We start from the raw sequence: 20,411 nt of genomic DNA, 5'->3' as shown, positions 1-20,411 counted from the left end.
TGGGGCGGTGGGGCGGCGGGGCACGATCCCGGCACCCGGCGCTCGGCACGCCAATCAACAGTGGGACGAGCACAGCAAAGAGGCCCGGTCGGAATGACCGGGCCTCTTTTCCTGGAGCGGACGACGAGGTTCGAACTCGCGACCTCAACCTTGGCAAGGTTGCGCTCTACCAGCTGAGCTACGTCCGCACGCATCCACCCGGCTTTCACCGAGTGGCGCGCCATTCATCCTAACCGATCCGGAGACCGGTCAAGCAGGCGGAGCGGGTGACAGGGATCGCACACTGCGCCTCCCCCTTGGAAAGGGGGCGCTCTACTACTGAGCTACACCCGCGTGTCCGGAGGTTTCCCTCGCGGCGATGCCTGAACTCTAGCGGATCAACCGGGGGTGCTGGCAAGTCGCTTCAGCACGCGGCTCGACTCGCGGCCCAACGCGGGGCCCCCGCACACGGCTCGGCGCGCGAGGACACCGCTCAGCGCGCGGCGTTGAAGGCTTCGTAGACCTTCTTGGGAATGCGGCCCCGGGGCGGCACCTCGAAGCCGTTGGACTCCGCCCAGGCCCGCACCGCACGTGGATCCGGCGCCACCGAGGTGCGATGGTAGGTCTTACCCGATTTCGACCGCTTTCGACCAGCCTCCACAAACGGCTCAAGAACCCCTCGCAGTTTCTGCGCATTGGCGGGGCTGAGATCAATCTCGTACGACTTGCCGTCCAGTCCGAAGGTGACCGTTTCCGCTGCTTCCCCGCCATCGACGTCGTCGGAGTAAGTGACCACTACACGCTGCGCCACGGATATCGGCCCTTCGTTATCGATCGCCGCGCCAGCCAACCCGCGATCCCGAGTTGACGTGCATAAATACAGGCGATCCTGTTGTTTGGGATCAAGGTCATTTCTTTTGTACAGTCACTGCCAACGCATTACGAGTGAATAGTAATCCGGCTCGCGTGTCACTCCGCAATAGCGACCATACTTTTTTTGCCGCCACTTTCCCAGCGCGACCGCGGGCGGAGACCGCGCGCGCTCCCGCGACCGCCAGGATATCTACCCGTGTAGAGTTTTTGCTCCGGGTACGCTGGCCGAGCACCCAGCAGCACCCACCTCATCGGGAGTACCAGTGGCTCGCGTCGTAGTCGACGTCATGCTGAAGCCGGAAATCCTCGACCCACAGGGACAGGCGGTCCAACGCGCCCTGCCCCGGCTAGGGTTCGAGGGCGTCACCGAAGTCCGCCAAGGCAAGCGCTTCGAGCTGGAAGTGGCCGAGCCGCTGGACGAGGTGGCTCTCGCCCGCGTACGGGAGATGGCCGAGACCTTCCTCGCCAACACGGTGATCGAGGACTTCACGGTGCGCGTCGAGGAGCCCGTCCAGCGGGAAACGGCCGGCGGGCAGGGCGCGGGAGCGCCGGCATGAGCGGCGGACTCGGCCGGATCGGCGTCGTCACCTTCCCCGGCTCGCTGGACGACCGGGACGCCCGGCGCGCGATCCGCGCCGCCGGCGGCGAGGCGGTCGCGCTCTGGCACCGGGACCGGGAGCTGCACGGGGTGGACGCCGTCGTGCTCCCCGGTGGATTCTCCTACGGCGACTATCTGCGCTGCGGCGCGATCGCACGTTTCTCCCCGATCATGGAGAGCGTGCTGACCGGGGCCCGTACGGGAATGCCGGTGCTCGGCATCTGCAACGGCTTCCAGGTGCTCTGCGAATCACATCTGCTGCCCGGCGCGCTCACCCGCAACGATCATCTGCACTTCGTCTGCCGCGACCAACGGCTGCGTATCGAGAACGCCGAGACCAGCTGGACGACGGATTACACCGCGGGCCAGGAGATCACCGTGCCGGTCAAGAACATCGACGGCGGTTACGTCGCGGACGAACGCACCCTGGACGCCCTGGAGGCCGAGGGGCGCGTGGTCGCCCGCTACCTCGACTGGAATCCGAACGGTTCCCGCCGGGACATCGCCGGCATCACGAACCAGACCGGAAACGTCGTCGGTCTCATGCCGCACGCGGAACACGCCGTGGACGCCCTCACCGGACCGACGACGGACGGCCTCGGCGTCTTCACCTCGGCCCTGCGGACCCTGGTCGGATCGTCGTGAACGAGCGGAGCGAGCACACCCCCATGCCCAGCCTGGACACCGTCAAGCACGCCGAGCAGACCCCGGACACCGAGCTGCCCTGGGCGGAACTCGGCCTGAAGGAACCGGAGTACGCCCGTATCCGGGAGATCCTCGGCCGCCGCCCGACCGGCGCCGAACTCGCCATGTACTCGGTGATGTGGTCGGAACACTGCTCGTACAAGTCGAGCAAGATCCATCTCAAACAGTTCGGCACGAAGGCCCCCGACTCCGACGCCCTGCTGGTCGGCATCGGCGAGCAGGCCGGCGTCGTGGACATCGGCCAGGGCTACGCGGTCACCTTCAAGGTCGAGTCGCACAACCACCCTTCGTACGTCGAGCCCTACCAGGGCGCGGCCACCGGCGTCGGCGGCATCGTGCGGGACATCATCGCGATGGGCGCCCGCCCGGTGGCGGTGCTGGACCCGCTGCGCTTCGGCGCGGCCGACCACCCGGACACCCGCCGGGTGCTGCCCGGGGTGGTCGCGGGCATCGGGGGGTACGGCAACTGCCTCGGGCTGCCGAACATCGGCGGCGAGGTCGTCTTCGACCCCTGTTACCAGGGCAATCCGCTGGTCAACGCCCTGTGCGTGGGCGTGATGCGGCACGAGGACATCCACCTCGCGCAGGCGTCCGGGGTCGGCAACAAGGTGGTGTTGTACGGCGCCCGCACCGGCGGCGACGGCATCGGCGGCGCCTCCCTGCTGGCCTCGGAGACCTTCGACAGCGCGGACGGGAAACCCAGCAAGCGGCCCGCCGTGCAGGTCGGCGACCCGTTCCAGGAGAAGCTGCTGATCGAGTGCACCCTGGAGGCGTTCCAGGAGCGACTGGTCGTCGGCATCCAGGACCTGGGCGCGGCCGGACTGTCCTGCGCCACCTCGGAGCTGGCCTCCGGCGGTTCCGGCGGCATGCGGGTCGAGTTGGACTCCGTACCGCTACGGGACTCCTCGCTCTCCCCGGAGGAGATCCTGATGAGCGAGTCGCAGGAGCGGATGTGCGCGGTGCTGGAACCGGACAAGGTGGACCGGTTCCTGGAGATCTGCGAGAAATGGGAGGTCACCGCGACAGTCATCGGTGAGGTCACCGACGGCGACCGGCTCACCGTCCACTGGCGCGGCGAACAGATCGTGGACGTGCCGCCGCGTACGGTCGCGCACGACGGCCCGGTACTGGACCGGCCGTACGCCCGCCCCGCCTGGCAGGACGCGCTACAGGCCGACGATCCGGCGAAGCTGTCCCGGCCGGGCACCGGCGAGGAGCTGCGCGCGGCCGTGCTGGCGCTGGTGGGTTCGCCGAACCAGGCGTCGAAGTCCTGGATCACCGACCAGTACGACCGCTACGTCCTCGGCGACACCGTGCTCGCCCAGCCGGAGGACAGCGGGATGATCCGGATCGACGAGGAGACCGGCCTGGGTGTCGCGCTGGCCACCGACGGAAACGGCCGGTACGCCAAGCTGGACCCGTACACCGGCGCGCAGTTGGCGCTGTCGGAGGCCTACCGGAACGTCGCGACCAGCGGCGCCACGCCGCTCGCGGTCACCGACTGCCTGAACTTCGGCTCGCCCGAGGACCCGGCGGCGATGTGGCAGTTCGCGGAGGCGTGCCGTGGTCTGGCGGACGCCTGCCAGGTGCTGGGCACGCCGGTGACCGGCGGGAACGTCTCGCTGTACAACCAGACCGGCGAGAAGGCCGTGCACCCGACGCCGGTGGTCGGGGTGTTGGGCGTGATCGACGACGTCACGCGGCGGACCCCGATGGCGTTCGGACAGGAGGGTCAGCTGCTCTACCTGCTCGGCGACACCCGCGAGGAGCTGGGCGGTTCCGCCTGGTCCGAGGTCGCGCACGGCCAACTGGGCGGACTGCCGCCGGCGGTGGACCTGGAGCGGGAGCGGCTACTGGGCGAGATCCTGGTCGCGGCCTCCCGGGACGGCATGATCGACGCGGCGCACGACGTGAGTGACGGCGGGCTGGTCCAGGCGGTCGTGGAGTCCTGTCTACGGGGGCGCAACGGCGCGCGGCTGGTGGTGCCGGACGGCATCGACCCGTTCGTGTTCCTGTTCTCCGAGTCGCAGGGCCGGGCGGTGGTCGCGGTGCCGCGCAGCGAGGAGGTCCGGTTCACGGACATGTGCGGCGCGCGCGGGTTGCCGGCGGCGCGGATCGGCGTGGTCGACGGCCAGGAGGTCGAGTTGCAGGGCCAGTTCAGCCTGCCACTGGACGAGCTGCGCGAGACGTACGAACGCACCGTCCCGGCGCTGCTGAACTGAACGCCGGCCGAGCCGACAGCGGTTGTCCGCCGGCCGAGCCGACAGCGGTTGTCCGCCGGCCGAGCCGGCCGGCGACTGGCGGCCGCGGCCGGACCGGGGCGGTGCGGGGAGGTACGGAGCGTCCGGTTGGGCTCAGACGCCCGCGACGGACTGAATCCAGGAGCGGTAGGCGGTGACGTCCGTGTACGCCGTCCGCGTCTGCCGGTCACTGGTGGAGGCGACACCGACCTGCTTGCCGTCCGCCATCATCGGGCCGCCCGAGTCGCCGCCGGCGGTGATGCCGTCACCACGGCGCGCGCAGATGGCCTGGCCACCGTAGGCGTCGGTACAGCCGCCGGTGACCGACACGTTGGCGTACTTGAGGTACCGGGACTGACAGTTGATCTCCGGGCTGCACTGCGACGTGGCGCCCCAGCCGTACACCTGCACGCTCTGGCCGACCCGCACCGAACCCGGATCCGCGAGTGGCGAGTACGTCGCCTCGACCGCGCGGTCGAGGCGGACCAGGGCGAGGTCCGCCGAATGCGTGTACACCTGGGTGCCGTTGGCCGTCGTGCCGCCGCTGGTCTGGTCGAGGCTGCCGATCCGGAACGACAGTCCGCCACCACTGACACAGTGCTTGGCGGTGAGTATCCACTCCGGCGCGATGATCGTCGCCGAACAGGTCTGCTGCCCGTTGGAGAACAACCGGGCCGCCCAGGGGGCGCTTTGGGCCGGCTGACCGCCGATGATCGGTTCGGGCCCGCCGCGGGCGGCCGGAGCCTCGCTCGCCGAGGCGGACGCGGTGAGCGTCAGCCCGGAGAGCAGGGCCAGCAGGACGGCCGCGAGAAGAGCGGGAAATCTCCTGGTGGTTCGCACGGTGTTCCTCCGTTTCGAAGGCACGCGAGAGTCCTCGCGTGGGGATGTCCAGGAAGCACCAGGATCGCGAAAGCGGATTGCCACGTTGAGTGCCTTGCGCGGTTTTCCGTATAGCGGTCGGGCATAGCTCCGGCGCTGTCACCCCGGTTCAGCCCCGGGTCGTCAGCCGGACCAGGTTCCAGGAGAGCGCCGGCAGTTCGACCGTCAGCTCGCCCTCCCCGGTCACCTCGCCGCCCTCGATCCGCCGGGGTATGACCCGGTCCGGCCGCTCCCGGGTGTTCGTCGCGTCCGGGTCGGGGTCGGCGATCGCCAGGTGCTCCACCATCCGGTACGTCCCCGGCAGCCCACGCGGCACGACCCGTAGCGGCAGCGCCTCCCGCTGGTCCCGGTTGACGGCCAGCACGGTCAGGTCGCCGCTCTCCTCGTCCCAGGTCACCACCGCGTCGAGGGTTTCCACCTCGCCGTACCGCGCGGTCTCGATCCACGGTCCGGTCGGTTCCGTGCACAGCACCGTCCCGCGCGCGTACCGCGCGGTGAGCGCGAAGGGGTGGAAGGTCGCCTGCCGCCAGGACGGTCCGTCCGGCTCGCTGCGGATCGGGCCGATGACGTTGACCAGTTGGGCCAGGCAGGCGATGGCGACCCGGTCCGCGTGCCGCAGCAGGGTGATGAGCAGGTCACCGACGACCACCGCGTCCGTCACCGAGTAGGTGTCCTCGATCAGCCGCGGGGTCTCGGCCAGGTCCAGGCGTCGCTCGCCGGGGAAGCGGTCGGCGTACCAGACGTTCCACTCGTCGAAGGACAGCGTGACGCGCTTGCGCGCCCGGCGCACCGCGCGCGCGTGGTCGGCGGTGGCGACCACGTCGGCGATGTAGGCGTCCATGTGGGCGCCACTGGCCAGGAAGCTCGCCTGGTCGCCGCCCTTCTCCTCGTAGTAGGCGTGCAGCGAGAGGTGGTCGACCTCGTCGTAGGCGTGCCGCAGGGCCTCGGCCTCCCAGGAGCCGAAGGTCGGCATCTCGGCGTTCGAACTGCCGCACAGCACCAGTTCGATGGACGGGTCCACCTGGCGCATGGCCTTGCCCGCCTGGGCGGCCAGCCTGCCGTACTCGGTGGCCGTCTTGTGGCCGGTCTGCCAAGGGCCGTCCATCTCGTTGCCCAGACACCACAGCCGGACGTCGTGCGGCTCGGGTACCCCGTGCCGGACGCGGAGATCCGACCAGGCGGTGCCGCCGGGCACGTTGCAGTACTCCACCAGGGCGCGGGCGGGGTCGATGCCCCGAGTGCCGAGGTTGACGGCCAGCATCGGCTCCACGCCCACCTCCCGGGACCAACCCAGGAACTCGTTGGTGCCCACCTGGTTCGTCTCGATGCTGCGCCAGGCCGGGTCGAGCCGGCGCGGGCGGTCCGCGAACGGGCCGACGCCGTCCTCCCAGTGGTAGCCGGAGACGAAGTTGCCGCCCGGGTAGCGGACGAGTCCGGTGCCGAGTTCCCGTACGAGCCGTGCGACGTCGCCGCGGAAACCGGCGGCGTCGGCAGTGGGGTGGCCGGGCTCGTAGATGCCGGTGTAGACACAGCGTCCCATGTGCTCGACGAACGTCCCGTACAACCGCGGGTCCACGGGGCCCACGGCGAAGTCCGGGTCGATCACGAGGCGGGCGCCGGCGGGGGATGGGGACATGCGGTACCTCTTTCCGTCAAGCTCGGTCGGTCACGGGGCGGACAGCGATCAGATCCTGGTCAAGTCTGAGCCAGGATCCCGATCTCGCGCCGTCCGTACGGGACTTCACCCGCACTCTCGGCCACGACCTGGACATGTCGTTCGGCAGGTCGGGGGCCAGGGACCGGCCGGACGGCCGGACACGTTCTAAGCTCGAGCCATGCCACCCGCGAACAAGCCCCGTACGTACGACCCCGTCCGGGTCCGCAAGGCACTCACCGCACAGGTGGAAGCGGTCGCCGGCGCCGCACACGAACTCACCGCCGAGCAGTGCGCGCTGCCCACCGCACTGCCGGGCTGGGACGTACACCACCTGCTCGTCCATCTCGCCCTGCAGATCGACGCGCTGCCCAAGCTGCTCGCCCGACCGGAACCGACCGCCACCGCCCCGGAGGTGGACCTGCCGCGCTGGGCGCTGTCCACCTCCAGCATCGCGGACCGGATGGACACGGACACCCGCGCCGAGGCGGCCGCCACCGATGGTCCCGCCGCCCGGGTCGACGCCGCCGTGGAGCAGCTGGAGCCGGTGCTGGAGTCGGCCGTACGAACCGACCTGTTGCTGCCGCAGGCCTTCGGCGCCATGCGGGCCCTGGACTTCACGGTGACCCGGCTCGTCGAACTCGTCGTGCACACCGACGACCTGAACCGGGCCACCGGCCTGTCCGTACCGCTGGACCGGCTGGCGCTCGCCGCGACCGTACGCCTGCTGGCCGACGCGCTCGCGGTGAAGGCTCCCGGGCACACGGTGGAGGTGCGCGTACCGCCCTTCGCGGTGACGCACTGTGTCGAGGGGCCCCGGCACACCCGGGGGACGCCCTCGCACGTGGTGGAGACGTCGCCGCTGCCCTGGCTGCGGCTGGCGACGGGGCGCACGACCTTTGCGGCGGCGCGTACGGCGGGCGCGGTCTCGGCCCGCGGGGACCGGGCCGACCTGGCGCCGTACCTCCCGATCCTCGGCTGAGATCCCTGCCAGCCCAGTCGCCCTCCGGGTTCGCCCGCCGCCCCGCTCGCGGTTCTGTGGATACAGCGAGTGAGCATGGGGTCTCCCCCGGCCGGAGGCCGAGAGGACGGGCGCGCCGGTGTGGAAAGTGACGAGACCGTGGGGTCTCCCCCGGCCGGAGGCCGAGGGGACGAGCGAGCATGCGAGCGAGTGCAGCGTCGGGGAGCGTCGACACCGGGTACGAGCGCCCGGAGGCGAACCGAGCACACAAGGGAGCGCCCGGAGGCGAGCCGAGCACGAAAGAGGCCCACCCACCCACCCGATTCGGAGCAGCCGACCGCTGGCCGTAGACTCGAGGTGTGCCACGCGGTGATGGACTACTCAACCACGACCTGCTACCGGGCGAGAACGTGCCACAGGACGCCTGCGGCGTATTCGGCGTATGGGCGCCCGGGGAAGAGGTCGCGAAGCTCACGTATTTCGGTCTCTACGCTCTGCAACACCGCGGCCAGGAGTCCGCGGGTATCGCGGTCAGCAACGGTTCGCAGATCCTCGTCTTCAAGGACATGGGCCTGGTCTCCCAGGTCTTCGACGAGACCTCGCTGAGTTCGCTGCGGGGTCACCTGGCGGTCGGCCACACTCGCTACTCCACCACCGGCGCCTCCGTCTGGGAGAACGCCCAGCCGGCCTTCCGCGCCACCGCGCACGGCTCGGTCGCGCTGGGGCACAACGGCAACCTGGTCAACACGCACGAGTTGTCCGAGCTGGTCGCCGTGCTGGCCGAGTCGGGGGATGACCGGGCGACCCGTATCGCGTCGTCGAACGACACCGACCTGATCACGGCGCTGCTGGCCAGCCAGACCGACGTCGAGGGCAAGCCACTCGGTATCGAGGAGGCCGCGCCGCTGGTGCTGCCGCGTGCCAGGGGCGCGTTCTCGCTGGTCTTCATGGACGACCACACGCTGTACGCCGCCCGCGACCCGCAGGGTTTTCGCCCGCTGGTGCTCGGCCGACTGGAGCGGGGCTGGGTGGTCGCCTCGGAAACGGCGGCGCTGGACATCTGCGGTGCCTCGTTCGTACGGGAGGTGGAGCCGGGCGAACTCGTCGCCATCGACGCCGACGGACTGCGCTCCACACAGTTCGCGAAGGCGAATCCGAAGGGCTGTGCCTTCGAGTACGTCTATGTCGCGCGACCGGACACCGACATCGCCGGGAGGAACGTTTACCTCTCCCGCGTGGAGATGGGCCGCAAGCTGGCCGCCGAGGCGCCGGCGAACGCCGACCTGGTGATAGCCACCCCGGAGTCCGGCACTCCGGCCGCCATCGGATACGCGGAGGCCAGCGGCATTCCGTACGGCAGCGGTCTGGTGAAGAACTCCTACGTCGGCCGTACGTTCATCCAGCCCTCGCAGACCATCCGGCAGCTCGGCATCCGGCTGAAGCTGAACCCGCTGCGCGAGGTCATCCAGGGCCGGCGGCTGGTGGTCGTCGACGACTCGATCGTGCGCGGCAACACCCAGCGCGCCCTGGTGCGGATGCTGCGTGAGGCGGGTGCCGCCGAGGTGCACGTGCGCATCAGCTCGCCGCCGATCAAGTGGCCGTGTTTCTTCGGCATCGACTTCGCCAACCGTGCCGAGCTGATCGCGAACGGCCTGTCGGTCGAGGAGATCGGCAAGTCCCTCGGCGCGGAGTCGCTGGCGTACATCTCGACGAACGCCATGATCGAGGCGACCACCATCGCCAAGCCGAACCTGTGCCGGGCCTGTTTCGACGGCGAGTACCCGATCGACCTGCCGGATCCGGAGCTGCTGGGCAAGCACCTGCTGGAGGAGGCTCCGGCGACGACGACCACGTCCGACGTGGACGGCGTGCGGACGCTGCCGACCGGCCCGGGTGGCGCGGACGCGCTGCGGCGGCCGTAGGTCGTACGCCGTCCACATCGGACATGGAGACGCCATCACCGGGATCGGGACGGCGCCCGCGCCACATGACGCGCGCCCGCCCCGACGCGTCCCGGGGAACGCCCACCGCAACCGACGTCCGCACCCGCCAGCACCGCGAGGAAGATCCGCATGAGCGAGGGACCCGCCGGCACCACCGGCACCACCGATGACCCGACCGCCGGCGGGTCCGGGGCCAGCTACGCCGCCGCCGGCGTGGACATCGCGGCCGGCGACCTGGCCGTGGAACTGATGCGGGAGTCGGTCGCCAAGGCCCAGCGTCCGGAGTCGTTGGGCGGGCTCGGCGGTTTCGCGGGGCTCTTCGACGCCTCCGCGCTCAAGCGGTACGACCGCCCCCTGCTCGCCTCGGCGACCGACGGGGTGGGGACCAAGGTCGCCCTCGCGCAGCGCCTGGACATCCATGACTCGATCGGCCACGACCTGGTCGCCATGGTGGTCGACGACCTGGTGGTGTGCGGCGCGGAGCCGCTGTTCATGACGGACTACATCTGCGTCGGGAAGGTGCGTCCGGCGAAGGTCGCCCAGCTCGTCAAGGGCATCGCCGAGGGCTGCGTGCTGGCCGGGTGTGCGCTGGTCGGGGGCGAGACGGCGGAGCATCCGGGGCTGCTGGGCCCGGACGAGTACGACCTCGCGGGTGCCGGCACCGGCGTGGTGGAGGCGGACGCGGTGCTGGGCGCGGATCTCGTCCGTCCGGGCGACGTGGTCATCGCGATGGGATCGTCAGGTCTTCACTCGAACGGGTACTCGCTGGTCCGGCACGTCTTCCTGGAACGGGCCGGCTGGGACCTGGACCGCGTGGTCCCGGACTTCGGGCGGACCCTCGGCGAGGAGCTGCTGGAACCGACCCGGATCTACGCGCTGGACTGCCTGGCCCTGACCCGTACGACCCGGGTGCACGCCTTCTCGCACATCACCGGCGGCGGGCTGGCGAACAACCTGGCCCGGGTCATCCCGGAAGGGCTGCGAGCGCGGCTGGACCGCGGCAGCTGGACGCCGGGGCCGGTCTTCGAGCTGGTCGGCGAGCTGGGCCGGGTCGCCACCGGGGAGCTGGAACAGACGCTGAACATGGGCGTCGGGATGGTCGCGGTCGTCCCGCCCCATTCGGTGGACACGGCCCTGGCGACGCTGGCCGAGCGAGGCGTCGACGCGTGGGTCGCGGGGGACGTCACCGACGCCGGCACCGGCAGTGGAACCGGCAGCGACGCCGACGAGAGCCGCCCGGTCACGCTGAGCGGGAAGCACGCGCGCTGAGTGCGCACGCGCCGGCAGACTGCCACCGAAGCAGCACAGAACCCGGTACGACAGGTGTCGTACCGGGCCGCTGTGTGCGCGTCGCGTCAAGCGCGACGATGCTGTGACTGCGAGTCGGACGAGGACTGCTCGTCGTCCTCCTCATCGTCGTCGTACCGATCCGCGTACTGTGCGTACGGGTCGTCGTCCAGCTCATCGTCATCGAACGACTTGTCGTTCACCGAATCGTTCGATGTCGATGCGCCCAGCTCCTCAGCCAGGCGTGTGAGGTCCGTCCCACCGCCACTGTTGTACTTCAGCTGGCGGGCGACCTTCGTCTGCTTGGCCTTGGCCCGGCCGCGCCCCATGGCTCGACCCCCTCAACGACGGGGCTCGACGGCCCCAGAGTCTTGACACGCGTTCATGTTTCCGACCGGACGGGTGGTCTCCCGGCTGGAGAGAACCGGTCCGTAGGACTTCAACGGTACCTGCTTCCGCCGCCGGACGGTACGTCGCCCGCACGACACGGCAGGTCGCCGCGATTTCCCCGGAGCTGTTTCCGGCTGGTCCAGCGTGATTTTACCTTCTGCACATTCCGCTGTCCGACCGGGGTGCCTGACAAGGCGGACGAAAGCCGCGGGCCCGCCCGCGGCGACCGGCCCGCGCGATCCGATCGCGGGCCGAGCCGCCGGTGGAGGGTCGCGGCACCGGTCGTGTCACCCGGACGCGGCGAGTGCGCGGCCCCCGCGCCGGCCGATCGCGCGCGACGCCCCGCACAGACCGCCGGGCACGGGGCGCCGGCCCTCCGCGCCGGACACGGAACCGCCCGCGGGAACCGCTCCCGGACTGTCACCCGGCCTCGGCCATCCGCTGCTCGGCGAGCCGGTCGGCGGCCACCGCCGGTGGCACGCCGTCGGCCTCCGCGCGGCGGAATATCGCCAGGGTGGTGTCCTGGATCTGAGTCGCCTTTGCCTTGGCACGTGCGAAGTCGAAGCCGCGCAGCTCGTCCGCGACCTGGATCACGCCACCGGCGTTCACCACGTAGTCCGGGGCGTACAGCACCCCGCGGTCAGCGAGGTCCTTCTCCACTCCCGGGTGGGCCAGCTGGTTGTTCGCCGCGCCGCAGACCACGCGTGCGGTCAGCGCCGCGACCGTGGCGTCGTCCAGGGCGCCACCGAGCGCGCAGGGGGCGTACACGTCCAGACCGTCGGTACGCACCAGGGCGTCCGTGTCGGCGACCACGGACACCTCGGGGTGCGCCGCGCGCACCCGCTCCACCGACTCCGGACGCACGTCGGTGACCAACACCTCGGCGCCGTCCTCCAGCAGGTGCTCCACGAGGTGGTGTCCCACCTTGCCGACCCCGGCGATACCCACCCGACGCCCGCGCAGCGTGGGCTTCCCCCACAGGTGCTCGGCGCTGGCCCGCATGCCCTGGAAGACGCCGAAGGCGGTGAGCACGGAGGAGTCACCGGCACCGCCGTTCGCCGGCGAGCGGCCGGTGGTCCAGCGGCACTCGCGCGCGACCACGTCCATGTCCTGGACGTACGTACCGACGTCGCAGGCCGTGACGTAGCGCCCGCCGAGCGAGGCGACGAACCGCCCGTAGGCGGCCAGCAGCTCCTCGGACTTCAGCTCGGCCGGATCACCGATGATCACGGCCTTGCCGCCGCCGTGCGCCAGGCCCGCGAGGGCGTTCTTGTACGACATGCCGCGGGCGAGGTTCAGCGCGTCCTCGAGCGCGTCCTCCTCGGAGGCGTACGCGTGGAAGCGGGTGCCGCCCAAGGCCGGCCCCAGGGCACTGGAGTGGATCGCGATCACCGCGCGCAGGCCGCTCGCGCGGTCCTGACAGAGCACCACCTGCTCGTGACCGCCCTGGGCGGAGTGGAACAGCGTGTGCAGTGCGGTCCCGCGCGGATTCGACTCACTGGCGGCCGTGCCGCCGGCGTGCGTACCGGCGGCGGAAACAGGTTGGGAGGGACGTACGTCAGCCACGGTGGTGACTCCTGTAAGTCGCGTTGGACGCCCCCGTGTCGTCCGCTTGTGGCAGGGGCACGGTTGGGCCTGGTGGCCAAGAGCGTACGACCTGCCGGCCCGGCGCGGTGCGCGCAGGTGCCACGATCTGGGGAGGATTTTCCGCAGCGAGGATGCGGGACGGCAGAACGGAGGAGTGGAGTGGCCCACAGGCCGACGGCAGCGATCCCGTACGCGGCGTATCTGCGGGTGTACGAGCCGCTGGCGGCGTTCCCGGAGCCGGAGCGCTCGCACTGGGTACGCTACGCCCGCCGGGAACACGTCCCCACGGCGCAGGACGAGTTGCGCCGGGCGCTCGCCGACCTGCTGCCGACGCCCCCGATGGTGGTGCCGATGCGGGAGAGCGCGGAGGCTTTCGTCGCCGAGCGGGACGGCGTGACCTGCGTCTGCCCCTGGCGCACGAGGCTGCGCGGCTGGCAGGCGCTGACCGCGCTGACGCAGTCCGGTTCGCAGGACGTGGAGCTGGACATGCCGCAGTCGGTGCTGGACGCGGCGCTGCCACCGGTCGTGCGTCGGCAGGCGATGGCCGACTACGAGGAGTGGCGGGAGCGTAACCCGGACGCGCGGCCCTGGATTCGTACCGCGCTGTGGCATGTGCCGGTCCGCTGGTTCGTGCTCTTCACGGATGAGGAAAGGGAGTTTGCGAAGCCGGAAACCGGTGAGAAGAGCGCTCAGCTGTCCGTTCTCCGCTACCGGACGCCGATGGTCCAGGCGCGACGTCGTGTCGCGCGGGGCCTGAAGGTGCTTCGTGACGAGTTGGAGGAGGGGCCGCTTGTCGATGGCCTGGTCGACGTGGGCCGCTGGCTGGAGGAGTTCCATCCACGGTCCTTCGTCGAACTGGACTACGGCGGCCTGACCCAGGTCATTCCCGAGGAGCAGCTGTCCCGGGACCACTCCGCGGCCGACGCGGCGGAGGGGATCGCTGCGCTGCGTGAGGGGGACGGTGAGCGGGCCGGCGCGGCATACGAGCGGCTGACGGACCGTTGGCGCGCCGTGCGCGAGCTGCAGTTCGCGAACTGAGCGAACTGCCCTCGGGCGGGGGCGTGTCGACGGATGCCGGCGGCGCCGTCCGAGCCGGTGCGAGCGCCGGGGTGCGGCCGTTCCGTACGGGGGTCTGACGTACGGGCCGTCGTGGCACGGCTCTTGGGGCGTTCGCGACGAACCGGGCTTAACGCCCAAGCGTGATGGATAGCACCTATGGGGGGTCTTGCCCTCGACGCTATTCCTCGTGTCAAAATAGGACAAGGAGTCCGCAAGGGCTCCGATCCGTCCCGATAGGGTCGGAGAAGCTCAATATTGCGCTCCTTGTGGGGCCTGGTGAGTCCTGCCCGCCTTTGTGACGGATGGTTACCAGCAGGTAACTGTCCGCTATGGGACGGTCCATCGGCATCCGCCGAGGTTGAACACCTGCGAGGGCAATTCCATCGGTTTGGCCGACGTGGCTGGACAGATGGTGTAGTTGTAGTGCCGAGGACAAGCCGTTCGTCCTATAACCGAATCGGTCCGCGTTTCCATATCGGACAACGTGTGCCAAGGTGCAGAATTTAGAGGAAAGAACCGTAGGTTCGGTTCTCCCGAGGAGGCCGCTCATGACCGCTCGCACCCCAGATGCCGAGCCGCTGCTGACCCCAGCTGAGGTCGCCACCATGTTCCGTGTGGACCCGAAGACGGTCACGCGCTGGGCGAAGGCAGGCAAGCTCACGTCGATCCGCACGCTCGGCGGGCATCGCCGCTACCGCGAGGCGGAGGTGCGCGCACTCCTTGCGGGCATCCCGCAGCAGCGCAGCGAGGTCTGACCAGCACGCAGTACAGCGAAATAACCGCATAATCCGGTGCCTTCCGGGATATTCCCCATCCCACGGGCCGCCGACAGCACGAAGGCATCGCGCTGAACTCCGCCGGGTTCAGCGCGGTTTCGTGTGTCTGCCCGCGGTAGCGACGCTGACCTGGACCTCCTGGCCGTCCCAGGCGGACGCGCGCACCACGGCGCGCCTGGCGCCGTGTCAGCCGTGGCGGCGCGTGCCCGCTGGCGCGCGAGCGGCACGGCGGTTCGGTGGTTCGGCGGTTCGGTGGTTCGGTGGTTCGGTGGTTCGGCACTGTGGGTGTCGAGGACAGGCGACGGGGGCCGACACCCGGCTTCTCGTACGCTCAGAGCCACGAGTGAGACCGGGGTAACATTTCACATATTAAATTGAGGGCACCGCGGAGGCGCGAAAGTTCCCTGGAGAACCGGAAAAATGCCGTGACTCCCGTCACATGAGTGGACTCTTGTCCCGAAGGGCTACCAGGCGGTAGGGAAAGCCGAGTTGGAACGGTTCACCAAGGTTCCCACCAACCCCCGCCAGCCGTCGGGGATTTGGGATTTCCGCGCCTCGGAGAAGCCGAGTCGTACGCCCCCGCCCGCCGACCAACGCTGCGCCGGCTCCCCGCTCGCCACCGATCACCCGACCAGCACACGCGCGGCGGACCGTACGGCACCACGCACCAAGAAGCCCGCATCCGAACGGGATACGGGCTGCTCGACAAGGGCGGTCCTGACGGGATTTGAACCCGCGGCCTCCACCTTGACAGGGTGGCGAGCACTCCAAACTGCTCCACAGGACCTCGCTGCACGCTGATCGCGCACGCTGACTCTACAGCAGGTCAGCCGTGCGAGGCCAATCAGCCCGTCCGAGCCTCCGGCGGCCCGGATGGCCAGCGCTCAGCGCCCCGGCGGCACCTGTGCGTCCACGGCCTTGGCGATCCGCTTGTCGGAGACCGGATAGGCCGTCCCCAGGGCGTGCGCGTAGTAGCTCACCCGCAGTTCCTCCACCATCCAGCGGATCTCCCGGGCCCCCCGGGGCACCGGGCGACCGGCCGGGAACCGCTCCAGCAGCCAGAGGTACTCGTCGTGCGCCTCCCGCACCTTGGCCATCCGGGAGCGGTCTCGCTCGGCGTTGTTCGGCAGTTGCTGCAGTCGCCGGTCCGCGGCGGTCAGATAGCGCAGCAGATCAGCCAGCCGGTCCGCGCCGTGCAGCGTGACGAAGCCCGGGCGGATCAGCGCCGCCAACTGTGCCTCGACGTCCTGCCGGGAGTCCCGCAGCGAGGGGCTGTTGGTGGCCAAGAGCCGCTGCTGGCAGGAGTGCCAGGCGGCGAGCACCTGCTGCACCCTGGAGACCGTACGCAGCGTCGCCTCCACCAGGTCGGCACGCACCGCCTCGAACAGCTTGTGGAAGGACTCCTCATCCCAGGCGGGACCGCCGTGCGTGGCCACCAGTTGGTCGGTGGTCGCCGTCACGCAGTCCTCGAACAACGCCTGCACGCTGCCGTGCGGCGAGCGGGACAGCGCCAGCTTCTGCTGGTTGCTCATCCGGGACTGGGCGAACTTCGCGGGATCGGAGGGGATGTTGAGCAGGATCAGCCGCCGCGTGCCCCGCCACATCGCGTCCCGCTGCTCGTCCTCGGTGTCACACAGCCGCACCGCCACGGATTCGCCCTCGTCCACCAACGCCGGGTAGGCCCGTACGGGTTGGCCGGCGCGGGTGGTCTCGAACGTACGCGGCAGGGCGCCCAGCGTCCATCGGGTCAGCCCGGTCCGCTGGGCGAGCGCCGGCTCCTCGGCCGCGCCGCCAGCGCCCCGGTCGGCGCCGCCCCGCTCGGCTTCCCGGGCCCGTTCCCGCGCCCCGGCGCCCCCGGAAGCGGACCGCCCGTCCGTGGACCGCCCGCCCCTGGACCGCCCGGCCGAGTCGAAGGCCCGCGAGATGGCCTCCTGTGTCCTCGATCTGAGCCGCGTCTGGAGCGCCTCGATGTCCCGGTCCTCGGCGAGCTTGCGCTGACGCTCGTCGACGACCCGGAAAGTCACCCGCAGATGCTCCGGCACCTTCTCCCAGTCGAAGTCCTCCGGCTCCACCCGCACCCCGGTCAGCCGCCGCAGTTCCTCGGCCAACACGGCGGTCAGCGGCCGACGCAGCACCGACACGGGCCGCGCGCCCCCGCCCGTGCTTTCGCCAGCGTCCCCGCCCGGGTCCTCACCAGTGCCCTCACCCGTGTCCACGCCGGCGAGGAAGCGCCGCGCGACGTCCGGGGCCGGCACGCAGTGCCGACGTACGGCCTTGGGCAGCGAACGGATCAACTCCGTGACGACGTCCGCCCGCAGTCCCGGGATCTGCCAGTCGAAGCCCTCCGCCGTGACCTGGTTGAGCACCTGGAGCGGCACGTGCACCGTCACGCCGTCCGCGTCCGTACCCGGCTCGAACTGGTATGTCACCGGGAATCGCAGACGGCCCTGCGGCCACACGTCCGGATAGTCCGCCACGGTGACCTGCCGTGCCCGCTCATTGATGAGCATCGACTTCTCGAAGTTCAGCAACTCCGGGTCGTCCCGGCGGCGCTTCTTCCACCAGGAGTCGAAGTGCGCCCCGGACACGACGTCCTCGGGGATGCGCTGGTCGTAGAAGTCGTACAGCGTCTCGTCGTCCACCAGGATGTCCCGGCGGCGAGCACGGTGTTCCAGCTCCTCGACCTCGTCCAGCAACCGCCGGTTCGCCTGGAAGAAGGCGTGCTGGGTCCGCCAGTCGCCCTCCACCAGGGCGTGCCGGATGAAGAGGTCGCGGGAGGTCTCCTGGTCGATCCGCCCGTAGTGCACCTTGCGCTGGGCGACCAACGGCACGCCGTACAGGGTCACCCGCTCGTACGCCATCACGGCCGCCTGCTTCTGCTCCCAGTGCGGCTCGCTGTAGGTGCGCTTGACCAGGTGCTCGGCGAGCGGCTCCACCCACTCCGGCTCGATCCGGGCGTTCACCCGCGCCCACAGCCGGCTCGTCTCCACCAGCTCGGCCGACATGATCCAGCGGGGCTGCTTCCGGAACAGCGAGGAGCCGGGGAACACCGCGAACTTGGCGCCGCGCGCGCCCAGGTACTCGTTCTTCTCCGGATCCTTGAGCCCCAGGTGGGACAACAGCCCGGGCAGCAGCGCGCGGTGCACCTGGTCGTCGGCGACGGGCGGCGCCCCCTCGTCGAACTCCAGCTTGATCGAGCGGCCCATCTGGCGGAGTTGGGCGTAGATGTCCTGCCACTCGCGTATCCGCAGGTAGTTCAGGAACTCCGCCTTGCACATCCGGCGGAAGGCCGAGGAGGACAGCTCCCGCTGCTGCTCCCGGACATACCGCCAGAGGTTCAGGAAGGCGAGGAAGTCGCTCGTCTCGTCCTTGAACCGGGCGTGCTGCTGGTCGGCCTGGGCCTGTTTCTCGACGGGCCGCTCCCGCGGGTCCTGGATGGACAGCGCGGCGGCGATCACCATCACCTCCCGCACGCAGCCCGTCCGGTCCGCCTCCAACACCATCCGGGCCAGCCGCGGGTCCACCGGGAGCTGGGCGATCTGGCGTCCGGCGGGCGTCAGCTTGCCCTTCGCCAACGCCCCCAGTTCCTCGAGCAGTTGCACGCCGGCCTTGATGCTGCGGGCGTCCGGCGGGTCGATGAACGGGAACTTCTCGATCTCGCCGAGTCCGGCCGTGGTCATCTGCAGGATCACCGACGCGAGGTTCGTACGCAGGATCTCGGCGTCGGTGAACTCCGGGCGGGAGAGGAAGTCCTCCTCGGAGTAGAGCCGGATGCAGATGCCGTCGGACGTACGTCCGCAGCGGCCCTTGCGCTGGTTCGCGCTGGCCTGCGAGATGCGCTCGATCGGCAGCCGCTGCACCTTCGTACGGTGGCTGTAGCGGGAGATGCGTGCGGTGCCCGGGTCGATGACGTACTTGATGCCGGGCACGGTCAGCGAGGTCTCCGCGACGTTCGTCGCCAGCACCACCCGGCGGCCCGCGTGCCGCTGGAACACCCGCTGCTGCTCGGCGTGCGACAGCCGGGCGTAGAGCGGCAGCACCTCGGTGCCCGGCAGTTGGCGCTTGCCGAGCGCGTCCGCGGTGTCCCGGATCTCCCGCTCGCCGGAGAGGAACACCAGCACGTCGCCCGGCCCCTCGGCCAGCAACTCGTCCACCGCGGCGCAGATCCCGGCGATCTGGTCCCGCTCGCCCTCTCCGCCCTGCCGCTCGGCGGTACGGCCGCCGCCCCGGGGCTTGGCCCCCTTCGCGGGGCCCCGACGCGCCCCCTTCACCGGCTTGGTGTCGACGCCCTCCGCGTCGTCGGGGCCGTCCGGGCCGTCGGGACTCTCTGGGCCGTCCGCACTCTCCGGGCCCGCGTCCAGCAGCGGCCGGTAGCGCACCTCCACCGGGTACGTACGGCCGCTGACCTCCACCACCGGAGCGCTCGGCCGCTCGCCGGGTCCGGCCCCGGCCCCGGTCTCGCTCGCGCCGGCCCGCTCGCCCGGGCCGTCGGGCCGTACGGTGGCGACGCTGCCGAAGTGCCGGGCGAACCGCTCCGGGTCGATGGTCGCCGAGGTGATCACGACCTTCAGGTCCGGCCGGCGGGGCAGCAGCTGCGCGAGGTAGCCGAGTAGGAAGTCGATGTTGAGGCTGCGCTCGTGCGCCTCGTCGATGATGAGCGTGTCGTACTGCCGAAGCTCCCGGTCGGTCTGGATCTCCGCCAGCAGGATGCCGTCCGTCATCAACTTCACCAGGGTGTCGTCCCGCACCTGGTCGGTGAACCGGACCTTCCAGCCCACCACCTCACCCAGAGTCGATCCCAGCTCCTGCGCGACCCGCTCGGCGACCGTACGGGCCGCGATCCGGCGCGGCTGGGTGTGGCCGATCAGGCCGCGGACGCCGCGGCCCAGCTCGAGGCAGATCTTCGGGATCTGGGTCGTCTTGCCGGAGCCGGTCTCGCCCGCGACGATCACCACCTGGTGGTCCCGGATCGCCTCCAGGATGCTGTCCTTGCGCTCGCTGACGGGAAGCTCCGGCGGATAGCTGATCGTCGGCACGGCGGCCCGTCGCGCGGACACCCGGTGCTCCGACGCCGCCATCCGCTCGGCGATCTCGGCGAACACCGCCTCCCGCGCCCGCGGCTTCCGTATCCTGCGGGCGCCGTCGAGTCGACGCCCGAGCCGCTGCTCGTCACGCAGCATCAACTCGGGCAGGCGCTCCAGCAGGTCAGTGAGCGTGGGGGCGGCAGGCGAAGTGGACATACGGACCCCAGGATCGCACCTCGCCGAATGGCGTGGCGAATCATTTGTCGGACGGCCCTGCGGACCGTGCCGCGTTCCTCCTCTACGCTGGACGCCGACAGCGTACGAGAGGACAGCCTCGATGGTCGGCGGCAGGCAGGCACGGTGGCAGGGCGGCGCCCTGGTCATCGGCGTGCTCGCGGTCCTCTGCGGGCTCGTGTTCGGCGGCGCCCCACGCGCCGTCGGGGCCGAGCCCGCGGG

Annotated in this window: 14 protein-coding genes and 3 tRNA genes; 8 read left to right on the top strand and 9 right to left on the bottom strand. The window is 70.5% G+C overall.

What is annotated here, in order from left to right; all coding sequences use genetic code 11:
- Positions 1-112: 112 nt before the first annotated feature.
- The 3 genes from AN216_RS21140 to AN216_RS21130 form a co-directional block, all read right to left on the bottom strand.
- Positions 113-188: transfer RNA gene (locus AN216_RS21140), tRNA-Gly, on the bottom strand.
- Positions 189-261: 73 nt separating this feature from the next.
- Positions 262-333 (bottom strand) — tRNA-Gly (locus AN216_RS21135).
- 139 nt (positions 334-472) lie between these two features.
- Positions 473-790, bottom strand: a complete 318-nt coding sequence (locus AN216_RS21130) for a histone-like nucleoid-structuring protein Lsr2 (protein ID WP_070198298.1) — start codon at positions 788-790, stop codon at positions 473-475.
- Between the two features lie 325 nt (positions 791-1,115).
- On the opposite strand from AN216_RS21130, the gene purS reads away from it, so the two are divergent.
- The 3 genes from purS to purL are packed head-to-tail and all read left to right on the top strand — an operon-like array spanning position 1,116 to position 4,377.
- The gene (gene purS, locus AN216_RS21125) at positions 1,116-1,409 is read left to right on the top strand and encodes a phosphoribosylformylglycinamidine synthase subunit PurS (protein WP_070198297.1); all 294 of its coding nucleotides are present in this window, start codon (positions 1,116-1,118) and stop codon (positions 1,407-1,409) included.
- The gene (gene purQ, locus AN216_RS21120; protein WP_070198296.1) at positions 1,406-2,095 is read left to right on the top strand and encodes a phosphoribosylformylglycinamidine synthase subunit PurQ; all 690 of its coding nucleotides are present in this window, start codon (positions 1,406-1,408) and stop codon (positions 2,093-2,095) included. The genes purS and purQ overlap by 4 nt, the downstream gene beginning before the upstream one ends.
- A gap of 23 nt (positions 2,096-2,118) precedes the next feature.
- Positions 2,119-4,377 carry a phosphoribosylformylglycinamidine synthase subunit PurL gene (gene purL, locus AN216_RS21115; RefSeq protein WP_070198295.1) on the top strand — a complete coding sequence of 753 codons (2,259 nt, stop codon included), beginning with the start codon at positions 2,119-2,121 and terminating at the stop codon, positions 4,375-4,377.
- A gap of 132 nt (positions 4,378-4,509) precedes the next feature.
- On the opposite strand, the gene AN216_RS21110 is transcribed toward purL, so the two are convergent.
- Entirely contained in the window at positions 4,510-5,235 is a 726-nt protein-coding gene (locus AN216_RS21110; protein ID WP_070198294.1) for a S1 family peptidase, read from the bottom strand.
- A 148-nt stretch (positions 5,236-5,383) separates the two neighbouring features.
- A complete protein-coding gene (gene arfA / locus AN216_RS21105) occupies positions 5,384-6,910 on the bottom strand; it encodes an arabinosylfuranosidase ArfA (RefSeq protein WP_070198293.1) in 1,527 nt (508 codons plus the stop codon).
- 199 nt (positions 6,911-7,109) lie between these two features.
- On the opposite strand from arfA, the gene AN216_RS21100 reads away from it, so the two are divergent.
- The 3 genes from AN216_RS21100 to purM all read left to right on the top strand — a co-directional run bounded on the left by AN216_RS21100 (position 7,110) and on the right by purM (position 11,101).
- Complete coding sequence (locus AN216_RS21100) at positions 7,110-7,910, top strand: maleylpyruvate isomerase family mycothiol-dependent enzyme (RefSeq protein WP_070198292.1); 801 nt, start codon at positions 7,110-7,112, stop codon at positions 7,908-7,910.
- Positions 7,911-8,248: 338 nt separating this feature from the next.
- Positions 8,249-9,811 (top strand): amidophosphoribosyltransferase, encoded by a 1,563-nt coding sequence (gene purF / locus AN216_RS21095; RefSeq protein ID WP_070198291.1) that lies wholly within the window; start codon positions 8,249-8,251, stop codon positions 9,809-9,811.
- 150 nt (positions 9,812-9,961) lie between these two features.
- A complete protein-coding gene (purM, locus tag AN216_RS21090; protein WP_070198290.1) occupies positions 9,962-11,101 on the top strand; it encodes a phosphoribosylformylglycinamidine cyclo-ligase in 1,140 nt (379 codons plus the stop codon).
- An 86-nt stretch (positions 11,102-11,187) separates the two neighbouring features.
- Here purM and AN216_RS21085 read toward each other — a convergent pair whose 3' ends face one another.
- Together AN216_RS21085 and AN216_RS21080 are read right to left on the bottom strand one after the other, a co-directional pair.
- Entirely contained in the window at positions 11,188-11,448 is a 261-nt protein-coding gene (locus AN216_RS21085) for a DUF3073 domain-containing protein (protein ID WP_070198289.1), read from the bottom strand.
- 481 nt (positions 11,449-11,929) lie between these two features.
- Positions 11,930-12,982, bottom strand: coding sequence for a Leu/Phe/Val dehydrogenase (locus AN216_RS21080; RefSeq protein WP_070198299.1), 1,053 nt, complete (start codon positions 12,980-12,982; stop codon positions 11,930-11,932).
- Between the two features lie 273 nt (positions 12,983-13,255).
- Here AN216_RS21080 and AN216_RS21075 point away from each other — a divergent pair, with 273 nt between their 5' ends.
- Both AN216_RS21075 and bldC read left to right on the top strand, forming a co-directional pair.
- Positions 13,256-14,134, top strand: a complete 879-nt coding sequence (locus AN216_RS21075; protein WP_070198288.1) for a DUF8083 family protein — start codon at positions 13,256-13,258, stop codon at positions 14,132-14,134.
- A gap of 569 nt (positions 14,135-14,703) precedes the next feature.
- Positions 14,704-14,910 (top strand): developmental transcriptional regulator BldC, encoded by a 207-nt coding sequence (bldC, locus tag AN216_RS21070; protein WP_027749187.1) that lies wholly within the window; start codon positions 14,704-14,706, stop codon positions 14,908-14,910.
- Positions 14,911-15,643: 733 nt separating this feature from the next.
- On the opposite strand, the gene AN216_RS21065 is transcribed toward bldC, so the two are convergent.
- Both AN216_RS21065 and hrpA read right to left on the bottom strand, forming a co-directional pair.
- Positions 15,644-15,718: transfer RNA gene (locus tag AN216_RS21065), tRNA-Asp, on the bottom strand.
- 97 nt (positions 15,719-15,815) lie between these two features.
- A complete protein-coding gene (hrpA, locus tag AN216_RS21060) occupies positions 15,816-20,171 on the bottom strand; it encodes an ATP-dependent RNA helicase HrpA (RefSeq protein ID WP_244502566.1) in 4,356 nt (1,451 codons plus the stop codon).
- Positions 20,172-20,411 lie beyond the last annotated feature (240 nt).

The sequence above is a fragment of the Streptomyces oceani genome (assembly GCF_001751245.1).
In the GTDB taxonomy this organism is placed as follows: domain Bacteria; phylum Actinomycetota; class Actinomycetes; order Streptomycetales; family Streptomycetaceae; genus Streptomyces; species Streptomyces oceani.
Note: the sequence above shows the minus strand (reverse complement) of the source record. Positions and strands in the feature narration are given on the sequence as shown.